Origin of the sequence: Paracoccus aeridis (assembly GCF_004923205.2) — a bacterium.
In the GTDB taxonomy this organism is placed as follows: domain Bacteria; phylum Pseudomonadota; class Alphaproteobacteria; order Rhodobacterales; family Rhodobacteraceae; genus Paracoccus; species Paracoccus aeridis.
In genome coordinates this window covers 55,490-68,901 of the sequence record NZ_SELD02000044.1, presented here as the reverse complement: position 1 = coordinate 68,901, position 13,412 = coordinate 55,490, and the positions used below count along the sequence as shown (strand labels likewise).

The 13,412-nt window shown below is 70.0% G+C and carries 15 protein-coding genes; 11 read left to right on the top strand and 4 right to left on the bottom strand.

What is annotated here, in order from left to right; all coding sequences use genetic code 11:
• The first annotated feature begins 39 nt into the window (after window positions 1-39).
• From guaA to ELI80_RS13400, 4 genes are all read left to right on the top strand, one after another.
• Window positions 40-1,599 (top strand): glutamine-hydrolyzing GMP synthase, encoded by a 1,560-nt coding sequence (guaA, locus tag ELI80_RS13415; protein WP_136652461.1) that lies wholly within the window; start codon window positions 40-42, stop codon window positions 1,597-1,599.
• A gap of 19 nt (window positions 1,600-1,618) precedes the next feature.
• Complete coding sequence (locus tag ELI80_RS13410) at window positions 1,619-1,963, top strand: putative quinol monooxygenase (protein ID WP_136652460.1); 345 nt, start codon at window positions 1,619-1,621, stop codon at window positions 1,961-1,963.
• Window positions 1,964-2,038: 75 nt separating this feature from the next.
• Window positions 2,039-2,830 (top strand): DUF72 domain-containing protein, encoded by a 792-nt coding sequence (locus tag ELI80_RS13405; RefSeq protein WP_136652459.1) that lies wholly within the window; start codon window positions 2,039-2,041, stop codon window positions 2,828-2,830.
• Entirely contained in the window at window positions 2,827-3,288 is a 462-nt protein-coding gene (locus tag ELI80_RS13400) for a GNAT family N-acetyltransferase (RefSeq protein WP_136652458.1), read from the top strand. Before ELI80_RS13405 ends, ELI80_RS13400 begins: the two co-directional genes overlap by 4 nt.
• A gap of 3 nt (window positions 3,289-3,291) precedes the next feature.
• Here ELI80_RS13400 and ELI80_RS13395 read toward each other — a convergent pair whose 3' ends face one another.
• The 4 genes from ELI80_RS13395 to alr form a co-directional block, all read right to left on the bottom strand.
• Window positions 3,292-4,275 carry a hemolysin family protein gene (locus ELI80_RS13395; RefSeq protein WP_136652457.1) on the bottom strand — a complete coding sequence of 328 codons (984 nt, stop codon included), beginning with the start codon at window positions 4,273-4,275 and terminating at the stop codon, window positions 3,292-3,294.
• A 4-nt stretch (window positions 4,276-4,279) separates the two neighbouring features.
• Entirely contained in the window at window positions 4,280-4,840 is a 561-nt protein-coding gene (gene ybeY / locus ELI80_RS13390) for an rRNA maturation RNase YbeY (protein ID WP_438943074.1), read from the bottom strand.
• Window positions 4,837-5,946, bottom strand: coding sequence for a PhoH family protein (locus ELI80_RS13385; RefSeq protein WP_136652456.1), 1,110 nt, complete (start codon window positions 5,944-5,946; stop codon window positions 4,837-4,839). The genes ybeY and ELI80_RS13385 overlap by 4 nt, the downstream gene beginning before the upstream one ends.
• Before the next feature lie 126 nt (window positions 5,947-6,072).
• A complete protein-coding gene (alr, locus tag ELI80_RS13380) occupies window positions 6,073-7,110 on the bottom strand; it encodes an alanine racemase (RefSeq protein WP_136652455.1) in 1,038 nt (345 codons plus the stop codon).
• Window positions 7,111-7,289: 179 nt separating this feature from the next.
• Between alr and ELI80_RS13375 the strand changes: the two genes are divergently transcribed.
• The 7 genes from ELI80_RS13375 to ELI80_RS13350 all read left to right on the top strand — a co-directional run bounded on the left by ELI80_RS13375 (window position 7,290) and on the right by ELI80_RS13350 (window position 13,350).
• The gene (locus tag ELI80_RS13375; RefSeq protein WP_136652454.1) at window positions 7,290-8,822 is read left to right on the top strand and encodes an acyl-CoA carboxylase subunit beta; all 1,533 of its coding nucleotides are present in this window, start codon (window positions 7,290-7,292) and stop codon (window positions 8,820-8,822) included.
• A 41-nt stretch (window positions 8,823-8,863) separates the two neighbouring features.
• Window positions 8,864-9,589 carry a DUF6497 family protein gene (locus tag ELI80_RS13370; protein ID WP_136652453.1) on the top strand — a complete coding sequence of 242 codons (726 nt, stop codon included), beginning with the start codon at window positions 8,864-8,866 and terminating at the stop codon, window positions 9,587-9,589.
• Window positions 9,590-9,770: 181 nt separating this feature from the next.
• Complete coding sequence (locus ELI80_RS16090; protein WP_161596478.1) at window positions 9,771-9,896, top strand: lipoprotein; 126 nt, start codon at window positions 9,771-9,773, stop codon at window positions 9,894-9,896.
• A gap of 78 nt (window positions 9,897-9,974) precedes the next feature.
• A complete protein-coding gene (locus tag ELI80_RS13365; RefSeq protein ID WP_136652452.1) occupies window positions 9,975-10,388 on the top strand; it encodes a hypothetical protein in 414 nt (137 codons plus the stop codon).
• Between the two features lie 226 nt (window positions 10,389-10,614).
• Window positions 10,615-10,863 carry a hypothetical protein gene (locus tag ELI80_RS13360; RefSeq protein WP_136652451.1) on the top strand — a complete coding sequence of 83 codons (249 nt, stop codon included), beginning with the start codon at window positions 10,615-10,617 and terminating at the stop codon, window positions 10,861-10,863.
• Window positions 10,864-10,968: 105 nt separating this feature from the next.
• Window positions 10,969-11,190, top strand: coding sequence for a YMGG-like glycine zipper-containing protein (locus tag ELI80_RS13355; RefSeq protein ID WP_136652450.1), 222 nt, complete (start codon window positions 10,969-10,971; stop codon window positions 11,188-11,190).
• A 102-nt stretch (window positions 11,191-11,292) separates the two neighbouring features.
• Complete coding sequence (locus ELI80_RS13350) at window positions 11,293-13,350, top strand: acetyl-CoA carboxylase biotin carboxylase subunit (protein ID WP_136652449.1); 2,058 nt, start codon at window positions 11,293-11,295, stop codon at window positions 13,348-13,350.
• Window positions 13,351-13,412 lie beyond the last annotated feature (62 nt).

Sequence of the window (13,412 nt, the reverse complement as noted above, 5' to 3'; positions counted from 1 at the left end):
CCGCTTGCCGGGCGGGCGCTGCTGGCTTAATCGCTGCCCATGACCCAGCACCAGCGCCTTCTCATAATCGATTTCGGCAGCCAGGTGACGCAGCTAATCGCGCGCCGCCTGCGTGAACTCGGCATCTTCTGCGAGATCCGCCCCTACCAGTCGGTCACCGACGCCGACCTGCGCGCAGACCCGCCGCAGGCCGTGATCCTGTCGGGCGGCCCGGACAGCGTGACGCGGCCCGGCAGCCCCCGCGCGCCGCAGGCGGTGTTCGAACTCGGCGTTCCGGTGCTCGGCATCTGCTACGGCCAGCAGACGATGATGGAACAGCTCGGCGGCCGGGTCGAGGCGGGCCACCACGCCGAATACGGCCGCGCCTTCGTGACGCCCGCCCCGGGCCACGCCGGCGACGGGATCTTCGCGGGCCTGTTCACGGACGGGCGCGAAGAGGTCTGGATGAGCCACGGCGACCGCGTGACCGCGATCGCGCCGGGTTTCGAGGTGATCGGCACCTCGCCGGGCGCCCCCCTCGCGATGATCGCGGACGAGGCGCGCCGCTTCTACGCCGTCCAGTTCCACCCCGAGGTGCACCACACCCCGAACGGCCGCATCATGCTGGAGAACTTCGTCCGCCTCGCCGGCTTCACCGGCGACTGGACGATGGCCGGCTACCGCGCCGAGGCTGTGCGCCGCATCCGCGAGCAGGTCGGCGGCGGCAAGGTCATCTGCGGCCTTTCGGGCGGCGTCGATTCGTCCGTCGCGGCAGTCCTGATCCACGAGGCGATCGGCGACCAGCTCACCTGCGTCTTCGTGGACCACGGCCTTCTGCGTCAGGGCGAGGCGGACGAGGTCCTGACCATGTTCCGCGACCACTACAACATCCCGCTGATCCACGCCGACGAATCCGACCTGTTTCTGGGCGAGCTGGAAGGCGTCAGCGACCCCGAGGTCAAGCGCAAGACCATAGGGCGCCTTTTCATCGACGTGTTCCAGAAGCACGCGGCCGAGGTCGGCGGGGCGGAGTTCCTCGCTCAGGGCACGCTCTACCCCGACGTGATCGAGTCCGTCAGCTTCTCGGGCGGCCCGTCGGTCACGATCAAGTCGCACCACAACGTCGGCGGCCTGCCCGAGAAGATGGGCCTGAAGCTGGTCGAGCCCCTGCGCGAGCTGTTCAAGGACGAAGTCCGCGCGCTTGGCCGCGAACTCGGCCTGCCCGACCGCTTCATCGGCCGCCATCCCTTCCCCGGCCCCGGCCTGGCCATCCGCTGCCCCGGCGAGATCACGCGCGAGAAGCTCGACATCTTGCGCAAGGCCGACGCCGTCTACATCGACCAGATCCGCCGCCACGGGCTCTACGACGAGATCTGGCAGGCCTTCGTCGCGATCCTTCCCGTCCGCACGGTCGGCGTGATGGGCGACGGCCGCACCTACGACTTTGCCTGCGCGCTGCGCGCGGTCACGTCGGTGGACGGCATGACGGCCGACTACTACCCCTTCACCCACGAATTCCTGGGCGAAACCGCGACCCGGATCATCAACGAGGTCAAGGGCATCAACCGCGTGACCTACGACATCACCTCGAAGCCGCCGGGCACGATCGAGTGGGAATGACCCGTCCGGCGGCGATCCGATGACCTGCGCCTGCGGCCGCCACCACGGCCCTTCGGCTGGACGCGACCGGCCCGCGCCGATTGGCGCGCAGGTCGCGCTGTCGGGCCAACTCCGCTGCGCCGGCGCGGCAGAGCTGATGGCGGTTCTGGCGCATCTGCCCGACCATGTCCGCGCCAGCCGGGCCGAGCCGGGCTGCCTGCATTTCGACATCGCCCAGACCAATGACCCGCTGGTCTGGCAGGTCGAGGAGCTGTTCGCGGACGAAGCCGCGCTCAAGGCGCACAAGGCCCGCACGATGGCGAGCCCGTGGGCCTCGGCGACCGCAGCCATCGCGCGCGACGTCCACCGCATCGACGCCCCCTGAACGGGGTTGCCCCGGCCGACGCGCCCGACGATGCTGCGGCACGCGTGGATGGGGCACGCGCGGAAGGGGGGCCGCATGGCAGGCAGCATCAGGATCGGCGTCGGCGGCTGGACCTACGAGCCGTGGGAGGAAAGCTTCTATCCATCCGACCTGAAGAAGAAGGACCAGCTGCGGTATTCCGCGTCGCAGCTGACCGCGATCGAGATCAACGGCACCTTCTACCGCACCCAGAGGCCCGAGACGTTCGAGGCGTGGGCCGACGCCGTTCCGGACGATTTCGTCTTCGCGGTCAAGGCGCCGCGCTATGCCGTGAACCGCAAGGTGCTGGCCGAAGGGGCCGAGTCGATCGGGCGCTTCGTCGAAAGCGGGCTCGACCGGCTCGGCGGGAAGCTCGGGCCGATCCTGTGGCAGCTGCCGCCGACGAAGAAGTACGAGCCGGAACATTTCGCCGCCTTCCTCGACCTGCTGCCCGCGCGCGCGGGCGACGCGGCGCTGCGCCACGCCGTCGAACTGCGCCATCCCTCCTTCGAGGACGCGGGCGCGGTGGAGGCCTGCCGCGACCGGAACGTCGCGATCGTTCTGGCGGGCGACAGCGGCTATCCGCTGATCGCGGACCAGACCGCCGACTTCACCTATTTGCGGATCATGGGCACGACCGAAGGACACCCGCTCGGCTATGCGCCATCGAAGCTCGACCAGTGGGCGGAACGGGCCAGGACGCTCGCCGCCGGGCGGCAGCCGGACGACCTTCCCGGCATCGTGCCGACCACGGACGCGACGGGACGCGACGTGTTCCTGTTCGTGATCGCCGGCCACAAGGCCGCGAACCCGGCCGCCGCCATGGCGCTGATCGAGCGGCTGGGATGACGCGGATCCGCCCCGAGACGCCCGGCGACACCGCCGCGATCTCGGACCTTCTGATCCGCGCGTTCGATGGACCCGCCGAGGCGCGGCTCGTCGATCAACTGCGCCGCGACGGCGATCTCGACCTGTCGCTGGTGGCGGTCGAAGATGGCCGGATCGTGGGCAGCATCGTGCTGTCGCCGCTCCGCGCGCCCTTTCCGGCCCGGGCGCTTGCCCCGGTCGCCGTCGCGCCGGACCGGCAGCGCGCGGGCATCGGCACGGCGCTCATCGCGGCGGCGTTCGCGGCCCGCCCCGGCCACACGATCGTTGTGCTGGGCGATCCCGCCTACTACGCCCGCTCGGGCTTCCGGCCCGTCGGTTGGGACTGCGCCTATGCCGGCCCGTTCCTGCAGGCCGCGGGCCCGCACATGCCGGAACGGGCGACCATCGCCTACGCGCCCGCATTCGGCGCGCTCGGCTGAGCCCTAGGGCGTCGAGCCCGCCCCGGCGGCATCCGGCAGGCGCAGCCGGACCCGCTTGATGCGGCGGGGGTCGGCGTCCACCACCTCGAACTGCGCGCCGCTTTCGTGAGCGATGACCTCGCCGCGCGCAGGCACGCGGCCCGCGAGCATGAAGATCAGCCCGCCCAGCGTGTCGATCTCGTCGTCGTCGTCGATCCCGGCAAGGCGAAGGCCCGTCTGGCGCTCCACCTCCTCGAGCGGCGCGCGGGCGAGGATCATCCACTGGCCGGGCCGCTCGGCCACCCACATCGCGTCCTCGCTGTCGTCGTGCTCGTCGTCGATCTGGCCGATCACCTGCTCGATCAGGTCCTCGATCGTCACGAGCCCGTCGACCCCGCCGTACTCGTCGATGACCAGCGCCATGTGGATGCGCTTCTGCTGCATCTGCTGCAGCAGCGCGCCGATCGGCATGCTGCCGGGGACGTAGAGGAGCGGCCGCAGCAGCGGGCGGACGGCGAAGCGCGCGGGCGCGCGCGCGCCGAAGCCGTGCTTCATCGCCAGGTCCTTCAGGTGCACGAGCCCCAGCGGCTGGTCCAGGTTGCCGCGGAAGACCGGGACGCGCGAATAGCCGTGCTCGCGGAACACCTCGACCAGTTCGGGCAGCGTCACGGTCACGGGCACGGCCACGATGTCGGCGCGGGTGACGGCCACGTCGTCCACGGACTTGCGCCGCAGGTTGAGGATGCTGGGGGCGGCGCCCGCGACGGCCGCTTCCATCATCGACGCCGGCACGTCGCCTTCGTCGCTTCCCGCGCCGCCGAGCCGTCCCAGGATCCGGCCCAGAAAGCCGCGCGGCTCAGGGGTGTCCCGTCCTGCGTCCCCCCGGCCCCCGTCCCCGCGGCCCCCTTCCCCGCGGCCTCCGTCCCCCCAGCCTCCGTCACCATCGTCGGCGGGCCAGCTGGCGCGCGCGTCGGGACCGGAGGCGTCGGGACTTCGGGGGTCGTTCATCGGATCAGGAGCCTTGATAGGGGTCGGGAATGCCCAGCTGCGACAGGATCGAACGCTCGGAATCTTCCATGGTTTCGGCGTCTGCGTCTATTTCGTGGTCGTAGCCCACGAGGTGCAGCGTCGCGTGGACCAGCAGGTGGACCACGTGGTCGGCCAGCGGCTTGCCCTGCTCGGCCGCCTCGCGCACGCAGGTGTCGTAGCTGATGGCGATGTCGCCAAGCTCGATCCCGTTCCCGTCATGGGGCGCCGCCTGCGGCAAATCGGGATGCGCGCCCGGGCCGCGCGGCTCGGGATCGTTCACGGGCCAGCTGAGCACGTTCGTCGGCTTCTGCTTGCCGCGGAAATGGTCGTTGAGACCGGCGATGCGGCTGTCGTTGCAGCCCAGCACGACGACCTCGACCCGGCCGAGCGCGAGGAACTGCGCCGTCGCGATGACGGCGCGGTTCGCCAGGTCCTCGAGCCCCGCGTCGATCCAGCGATCATCCTCGATCACGATGTCGACCGGGCGCGGCGCGTCGGGGGCGGCGCTTGCGACCGGGGTGCCGTTCATCAATGCGTCGCTCATGCCGCGCCACCCCCGTCCGGTCCGTCATCGGTGCGCGGCTCGCCCGTGAAGGAATTGCGGCGCGACGGGTACTGCCCGCGCATCTCCGACCCGGCACCCTGCGCGCGCGCGTTCTCGTCGGCGGCGTCGTAGGCCTGGATCACACGGGCGACGAGAGGGTGGCGCACCACGTCCTGCGCCGTGAAGTAGCTGAAGCTGATCCCCGGCACGCCCTTCAGGATCCGCTCGGCGTCCGACAGGCCCGACTGCACGCCGCGCGGCAGGTCCACCTGCGTGCGGTCGCCGGTGATGACCATGCGCGAGCCTTCGCCAAGCCGCGTCAGGAACATCTTCATCTGCATCGACGTCGCGTTCTGCGCCTCGTCCAGCACCACGAAGCTCGAGGCGAGCGTGCGCCCGCGCATGAAGGCCAGGGGCGCGATCTCGATCCGCTTTTCCTCCATCAGCTTCTGCATCTGCTTCTGCGGCAGGAAGTCGTTCAGCGCGTCGTAGAGCGGCTGCATGTAGGGATCGACCTTCTCCTTCATGTCGCCGGGCAGGAAGCCGAGCCGCTCGCCCGCCTCGACCGCGGGGCGCGACAGCACGATCCGGTCCACCTGCCCCCCGATCAGCATGGTGACGCCCACCGCCACGGCAAGGTAGGTCTTGCCGGTTCCGGCCGGGCCGATCCCGAAGGCGAGTTCGTTTGCGAACAGCGAGCGGACATAGTCCTTCTGCGCGTCGGTGCGTGGTTCCACGACCTTCTTGCGGGTGCGTAGCTCGATCTGGCCCTGGGCGAACATCTCGAGCTGCTCTGACGGCGTCGGGCCGGGCGCGTCCCGGTCCGCCGCCATCCGCAGCGCCGCGTCGACGTCGCCCGCTTCGACCGCGCGACCCTGCTCCAGCCGGGCGTAGAGCCCACGCAGCACCGACGCGGCCTCGGCCTGCGCGTCGGCGGGTCCCACGATCTCCAGCCGGTTGCCGCGGCGCAGGACGTGCACGCCGAGCGCCTGCTCGACCCGGGCGAGGTGCCGGTCGTGGGGGCCGCAGAGGTCGATCAGCAGCCGGTTGTCGGGAAATTCGATCAGCGTCTCGGCCGGGGCCGGAGTGGTCGGGGCAAGACCCAAGTGCGATCCTCATCGAAGGAGTGGCCGTTTGGCGAGTGCGTCCATGGTCGCAAGCCGGGGGCGCGTGTGCAAGGGCAAGCTGCCCGCTATGGACGGGCGCCGCGGCGAATGCGCGGATTTCGCGCGTCAGGACCAGTTGCGCGGGTAGCGGGTGCCGAGCGAGGCCAGGATCTCGTAGCCGATGGTCCCGGCGAGCCGCGCCACGTCGTCCACGCGCTGGCGTTCGTTCAGAAGCGAAAGGGCATCGGGCATGTCGGGCAGTTCGGTCACGTCGACCGTCAGCAGGTCCATCGACACGCGCCCCACCACCGGGCAGGCCCGGTCGCCGGCCCACAGCGACAGCTCCGACCCCGACAGCGCCCGCAAGATCCCGTCGGCGTAGCCCGCCGCGACGGTGGCGATGCGGCAGTCGCGGGGGGCGGTCCACGCATAGCCGTAGCCCACCCCCTCGCCCGCGCGGACCGCGCGGGTCTGGATCACGGGCAGGTCCAGCGACACGACCGGCCGGGCGTCCGCGAACGGCGCGCCGCCGTAAAGGCCGATGCCGGGCCGCGTCACGTCGAAATGATAGTCCGGCCCCAGCAGGATGCCGCCGGTGGCCGACAGGCTTCGCGGCGCGGTGACGCCGTCGGTCATCGCCCTGAACTCGGCAAGCTGCGCCGCGTTCGACGGGTGGTCCGGCTCGTCCGCGTTGGCGAGGTGCGACAGGACCAGCGCAGGGCCGGTGCCGTCCCCGGTCACGGCGGCAAGCGCCTCGGACCGGACGGCGGCCCACTCGGCACGCTCCATGCCCAGCCGGTTCATGCCGGTGTCGAGCTGGATGGCGAACGCCCCCTTGCGCCGGGTGACGCGGTCGCGGAAGAACTGCTCGGCGCTGTTCAGGACCGGGATCAGCCCGGCCATGTCGGCGTCCCCGGGCAGCGGCCCGGACAGCACGAGAATCCGCGCGTCGCCCGGAAGCAGCGGCCGGATCGCCCGCCCCTCGGACGGCAGCGCCACGAAGAAGTCGCGCGCGCCCGCGGCATGCAGCGCGGGAGCCACGCGATCGGCGCCAAGCCCGTAGGCGTCAGCCTTCAGCACCGCGCCCGCCCGCGCGCCGGGCGCCCGCGCCGCCAGGCTGCGCCAGTTCGCCACGATGGCGTCGATGCTGATGTCCAATCCCATGCCGGATTGCTTGGCCCCTGCCGGCCGCTGCGTCAAGGCCGCGTCAGGGCTGCGTCGGGGCTGCGTCGGGGCTGCGGCGACCGCCCGGCACGGCGGCTGCACTCAATAGGTGTTTGCCTGCGCCGCCGAGGCAAGTAGTGTCCCCGCAAAGCCCGGGACCGGGCCAGACGGGGGACAGCATGAAGGACATCCTGGAACAACTGGGCCAGCGCCGGGCCGAGGCGAAGCTGGGCGGCGGGCAGCGCCGAATCGATGCCCAGCACGCCCGCGGCAAGCTGACCGCCCGCGAGCGGATCGAGCTGCTCCTCGACGAGGACAGCTTCGAGGAGTTCGACATGTTCGTCCGCCACCGTTCCACCGACTTCGGGATCGAGGCGGACCGCCCCTACGGCGACGGCGTCGTGACCGGATGGGGCACGATCAACGGCCGCATGGTCTATGTCTTCAGCCAGGATTTCACCGTGTTCGGCGGCTCGCTGTCGGAAACCCACGCCCGGAAGATCTGCAAGATCATGGACATGGCGATGCAGAACGGCGCGCCCGTGATCGGCATCAACGATTCCGGCGGGGCGCGGATCCAGGAAGGCGTGGCCAGCCTCGCGGGCTATGCCGACGTGTTCCAGCGCAACATCATGGCATCGGGGGTGGTGCCGCAGATCTCGCTCATCATGGGGCCGTGCGCCGGCGGCGCGGTCTATTCGCCCGCCATAACCGACTTCATCTTCATGGTGCGCGACACCTCCTACATGTTCGTGACCGGCCCGGACGTCGTGAAGACGGTCACGAACGAGGTCGTGACGGCGGAACAGCTGGGCGGCGCGTCGACCCACACGAAGAAATCCTCGGTCGCCGACGGCGCCTTCGACAACGATGTCGAGATGCTGACCGAGATCCGGCGGCTGTTCGACTTCCTGCCGCTGTCGAACCGCGACAAGGCCCCGACCCGGCCGTTCTTCGACGACCCCGCGCGCATCGAGCCATCGCTCGACACGCTGATCCCCGACAACCCGAACCAGCCCTACGACATGAAGGAGCTGATCGCGAAGATCGCCGACGAGGGCGACTTCTACGAGATCCAGCGCGACTTCGCGGGCAACATCCTGACCGGCTTCGTGCGGATCGAGGGGCAGACGGTCGGCGTCGTCGCCAACCAGCCGCTGGTGCTGGCGGGCGTCCTGGACATCGATTCCAGCCGCAAGGCCGCGCGGTTCGTCCGCTTCTGCGACGCCTTCAACATCCCGATCCTGACCCTGGTGGACGTCCCCGGCTTCCTGCCCGGCACGGCTCAGGAATACGGCGGCGTCATCAAGCACGGCGCGAAGCTGCTGTTCGCCTATGGTGAGGCGACGGTGCCCAAGGTCACGGTCATCACCCGCAAGGCCTATGGCGGGGCTTACGACGTGATGTCGTCAAAGCACCTGCGGGGCGATTTCAACTATGCCTGGCCCACCGCCGAGATCGCGGTGATGGGCGCGAAGGGCGCGGTCGAGATCCTGTACCGATCCGAACTGAGCGACGCCGACAGGATCGCGGCGCGCACGAAGGACTACGAGGATCGCTTCGCCAACCCCTTCGTCGCCGCCGAGAAGGGCTTCATCGACGAGGTGATCCAGCCCCATTCGACCCGTCGCCGCGTCGCCCGCGCCTTTGCCAGCCTGCGCGGCAAGCAGTTGGGCAATCCCTGGAAGAAGCACGACAACATTCCCCTGTAGCATGTCCCAGTGAAGATCACCGCGACCACGGGCCCCATGCGATGAACCCTTTCGAGATCCTCCTGTCGACGGCGCTCGCCGCGGGCCCCGGTGCGGACGCGCCGCTCGCGGTGCCGTCGGGGGCGCAGGTCTGGCTGCAGGAGGTCCTGACCGACAAGGTCGTCGGCATGGGGCTTGTCGCGCGGTTCCGCTTCGTGATGCCGTCGCTGGCGGATCAGGTCCCGCCGTCGACGGACTATACCGACGACTACGCCGACGTGCCGCTGAGCGACGAGGACGTGGCGGCGCTGAACGACGGCTCGCTCAGGGGAACCCCGGTGGACGAGGGAGGTGCAGGCGACGGCGCCCCCGTCTTCGAGGTGCTGCCCCCCGACACCCCGGCGCTGGACCTTACGCAGCACGCGGACCCCGCGTCCCCGGTGGACCGGATCGAGGCGGAAGCCGGCGCGCTGATCCCGGAAGAGGCGTTCGACCTGCCCGTTCCACCCTCGCAGCCGGGGGCCGAGGCCGCGGCCGACGCCGAGGTTCCCCTGCCCGCCGCCCCCGACGTGCTGATGCAGGACCCGAACCATCTCGACGTCGTGTGGCTGTGCGAGAACGTGGCCCTGCCCGGACTGAAGGACATGCCCGAGCGCCCGCAGCAGGTGGTGATCTCGCTCGCCTCGGCGGAAAGCGAGTTCGGGACCTTCGATCCGACCGTGGTCCAGCTGTTCGAGGGGTTCCGCATCCCGCCCGACCGCGACGCCTGCGTATGGGAGCCGTGGTGATGCGCCCCGTTCCCCGCGCCGCCGTCATCCATGATGCAGACGGGCCACAGGCGGCGGATGCGCGCTGCCCTCGGCGTGACGGCGCGGCGGTGCCCTGTATGATGGCCGCCGGCCCGCGCGAGGCGGACCGTCACACGAGCAGTCGGGGCACGAAAACCCCGCAGATCAGGAGTTTGGGAACATGTCGAAGAAAATCGCACTGGTGCTGGTGCTGGCCGCCGTCGTCGCGGGCTGCCAGCGGCCGCAGCCCGTCGTGCAGCCGGTCGTCACGGCCGAGCCGGTGTTCACCGGCAAGTATGGCAGCTGATCCTGCCCTGCGCGGGTCGGCCGTCGTCGCGGCCGGCCCGCACTCCCGACGCGTCGCCCGCCCGATGAAGGTCGCGCCATGCTGAAGCATCGCGGCTTTCCCGGCCGCCTTCCCTCGACCGACTTCCAGTTCACCGTCCGCCGCGCCAACAAGAAGGGCGCGACGAAGCTGGTCGCGCGCGAACGCTACCGCGACCGCCAGCCCGCCGACCGGCGCGCCGACGCGGGGTTCATGGCCGCGCTGATCCGGCATTTCGGCGACGAGCCGTTCGAGCGCGGCAACCTGGACGCGGGGCGCCTGTCCTGGCTCCTGGGGCGCGAGGTCGTGGCCGTCGGCAAGTTCGACCCGGTCAGCTACGAACAGCTGCTGAAGGTGGACATGAAGAAGGCCGAGGCGTCGTTCCCCGAACTGTTCGCGACCGAAAGCCCGCCCGACTTCGGCTGGGACGACGGCGATGGCTGGGACGACGACGAGGATGCGGACGACGCATGATCGCCGCGCGGGCCCGCCATCACACCGGCCCCGAAGCCCGCCCGTGCGTGGACGACGCGCCGGGTCCCGTGCCGACAGTCACGCGAACCGGATGCATTGGCGCGAGTGCGCCGATCCCGATGTTCTCTCCGGGTTGTCAGTTTGACCTGTGTGCCCTGCGTGACATAGTGAGGCCGCGTGTCATACAATCGGCCCGGAAAAGGGTCCTCAATACAGGCATAGGAAAATGCACACCAAACTCATCGTTCGCATTGCTGGCGTCGCGCTGCTGGCCGCTGGCCTGTCGGCCTGTGCGCAAGGCACCTACCCGGGCTACGGCTACAACACCGGCCTGTCCGCAGACGCGCAGCGCGCCGCGGGCGGCGCCCTTGCCGGTGCCGTCGTTGCCAAGGCGCTTGACGAGAAGGCCTCAACCGGCGCCCTCATCGGCGCGGCCGGTGGTGCGCTCTGCGACGACGTGGGCGTCTGCCAGTAACGCGATCGGCGCGACCGCCTGCTGCCGGGCGGCGCGCATCCTGACCAACAAGGCCGCCGGGCGCCCGTGCGCGGACCGGGCGCCGCAAGACAAGAAAGAGATCACATGTCCAAGAAACTGCTGCTCGTCGCCGGACTGGGCGCCGCCATGCTCGCCGGTTGCACGCAGAACATCCAGCCCACCGACCTTGACCGCGCGATCATCGGCGCGGGCGCAGGCTACGTCGTCCAGGACGTCCGCGGCAAGGGCGGCAGCGACCGCCTCAAGGGCGCGGCCATCGGCGCCGTCGGCGGCGCGCTGTGCGACGACGTCCGTCTGTGCCAGTGACCTGAGCGTCACCGCCGGTCCCATGGCCGGCATTCCGAATGATCCAGGCCGCCCCGGTGCATGCACCCGGGCGGCCTTTCCGTAACCAGCCCAGGGCAGCCCATGTTCAAGAAGATCCTGATCGCCAACCGCGGTGAAATCGCCTGCCGCGTCATCAAGACCGCGAAGAAGATGGGCATCGCCACCGTCGCCGTGTATTCCGACGCCGACCGCAACGCGCTGCATGTCCGCATGGCCGACGAGGCCGTCCACATCGGCCCGAGCCCGGCGAACCAGTCCTACATCGTGATCGACAGGATCATGGACGCGGTCCGCCGCAGCGGCGCCGAGGCGGTTCATCCGGGCTACGGGTTCCTCAGCGAAAACATGAACTTCGCCGCGGCTCTTGAGAAAGAGGGCGTCGTTTTCGTGGGCCCGCCCTCGCCCGCGATCCAGGCGATGGGCGACAAGATCACGTCAAAGAAGATCGCGCAGGACGCCGGCGTCTCGACCGTGCCGGGCTACATGGGCCTGATCGCCGACGCGGAAGAGGCGGTTCGCATCTCGACCGGGATCGGCTATCCGGTGATGATCAAGGCCAGCGCCGGCGGCGGCGGCAAGGGCATGCGGATTGCGTGGAGCGACACCGAGGCGCGCGAGGGGTTCGAGTCCTCGCGGAACGAGGCCGCCAGCAGCTTCGGCGACGACCGGATCTTCATCGAGAAGTTCGTGACCCAGCCGCGCCACATCGAGATCCAGGTCCTCGCCGACCAGCATGGGAACTGCGTCTACCTGCACGAGCGCGAATGTTCCATCCAGCGCCGCAACCAGAAGGTCATCGAGGAAGCGCCCTCGCCGTTTCTCGATCCCGAAACCCGCCGTGCGATGGGCGAGCAGGCGGTCGCGCTTGCCAAGGCGGTGGGCTATGCCTCGGCGGGCACGGTCGAGTTCATCGTGGACGCGAACAAGAACTTCTACTTCCTTGAAATGAATACGCGTCTGCAGGTCGAACACCCGGTGACAGAGCTCATCACCGGCATCGACCTGGTCGAACAGATGATCCGCGTGGCGGCGGGCGAGAAGCTGCCCTTCACCCAGGCCGACCTGACCATCACCGGCTGGGCCATCGAAAGCCGGCTCTACGCCGAAGACCCCTACCGCAACTTCCTGCCCTCGATCGGGCGGCTGACCCGCTACCGCCCCCCGGCCGAGGTAGCGGCTGGGCCGCTTCTGGCAACCGACCGCTGGGTCCCCTCGCGCCCCGACGCGCACCCCGCAACGGGCGACGCCGCCATCCGCAACGACACCGGCGTCTACGAGGGGGGCGAGATCAGCATGTTCTACGACCCGATGATCGCCAAGCTCTGCACCTGGGCCCCGGATCGCCCTGCTGCGATCGAGGCGATGCGCGGCGCGCTCGACAGCTTCGAGGTCGAGGGGATCGGCCACAACCTGCCCTTCCTGTCCGCCGTAATGGACCATCCGCGCTTCGTGTCGGGCGACATCTCGACCGCCTTCATCGCCGAGGAATACCCCGAGGGCTTCACCGGCGTGACGCTGCCGCAGGACGAGCTTGACCGGATCGCGGCCGCCGCCGCCGCCATGCACCGCGTGGCGGAGATCCGCCGCACCCAGATCACCGGGCGGCTGAACAACCACGAACGCCGCGTGGGCGAGAACTGGGTCGTGACGCTGAACGGGCAGGAAATTCCGGTGAACGTGCAGGCGGACCGCGCCGGCGCCACCGTGTCTGTGGGTGATCGCAGCCTGCGGGTCGAATCCGGCTGGAAGCCCGGCATGCCGCTTGCCGAGATGATGGTCGACGACGAGCCGCTGGTGATGAAGATCGAACGGATCCCGGCGGGCTACAGGCTCCGCACCCGCGGCGCCGACCTGAAGACGCAGGTGCGCCGCCCCCGCGCAGCCGAGCTGGCGCGCCTGATGCCCGAGAAGCTTCCGCCCGACACGTCGCGGTTCCTGCTGTGCCCGATGCCCGGCCTCGTCGTCGGCATCAACGTCGCACCCGGCGACGAAGTGCAGGAAGGGCAGGCCCTCGCCACGGTCGAAGCGATGAAGATGGAGAACATCCTGCGCGCCGAGCGCAAGGGCGTGGTCAAGTCCGTCAGCGCCGCCCGTGGCGAAAGCCTCAAGGTCGACGACGTCATCATGGAGTTCGAGTGAGGTGCACGCGCGCCGGGCGCCCTGCCCCGTCCCGGTCCGCGGCCGTCCTTGCGCGGTGCGCA

Coding starts and splice junctions, on each gene's coding strand:
- guaA (WP_136652461.1), top strand. CDS start 40: ATGACCCAGCACCAGCGCCTTCTCATAATCGATTTCGGCAGCCAGGTG.
- ELI80_RS13410 (WP_136652460.1), top strand. CDS start 1,619: ATGACCTGCGCCTGCGGCCGCCACCACGGCCCTTCGGCTGGACGCGAC.
- ELI80_RS13405 (WP_136652459.1), top strand. CDS start 2,039: ATGGCAGGCAGCATCAGGATCGGCGTCGGCGGCTGGACCTACGAGCCG.
- ELI80_RS13400 (WP_136652458.1), top strand. CDS start 2,827: ATGACGCGGATCCGCCCCGAGACGCCCGGCGACACCGCCGCGATCTCG.
- ELI80_RS13395 (WP_136652457.1), bottom strand. CDS start 4,275: ATGAACGACCCCCGAAGTCCCGACGCCTCCGGTCCCGACGCGCGCGCC.
- ybeY (WP_438943074.1), bottom strand. CDS start 4,840: ATGAGCGACGCATTGATGAACGGCACCCCGGTCGCAAGCGCCGCCCCC.
- alr (WP_136652455.1), bottom strand. CDS start 7,110: ATGGGATTGGACATCAGCATCGACGCCATCGTGGCGAACTGGCGCAGC.
- ELI80_RS13375 (WP_136652454.1), top strand. CDS start 7,290: ATGAAGGACATCCTGGAACAACTGGGCCAGCGCCGGGCCGAGGCGAAG.
- ELI80_RS13370 (WP_136652453.1), top strand. CDS start 8,864: ATGAACCCTTTCGAGATCCTCCTGTCGACGGCGCTCGCCGCGGGCCCC.
- ELI80_RS16090 (WP_161596478.1), top strand. CDS start 9,771: ATGTCGAAGAAAATCGCACTGGTGCTGGTGCTGGCCGCCGTCGTCGCG.
- ELI80_RS13365 (WP_136652452.1), top strand. CDS start 9,975: ATGCTGAAGCATCGCGGCTTTCCCGGCCGCCTTCCCTCGACCGACTTC.
- ELI80_RS13360 (WP_136652451.1), top strand. CDS start 10,615: ATGCACACCAAACTCATCGTTCGCATTGCTGGCGTCGCGCTGCTGGCC.
- ELI80_RS13355 (WP_136652450.1), top strand. CDS start 10,969: ATGTCCAAGAAACTGCTGCTCGTCGCCGGACTGGGCGCCGCCATGCTC.
- ELI80_RS13350 (WP_136652449.1), top strand. CDS start 11,293: ATGTTCAAGAAGATCCTGATCGCCAACCGCGGTGAAATCGCCTGCCGC.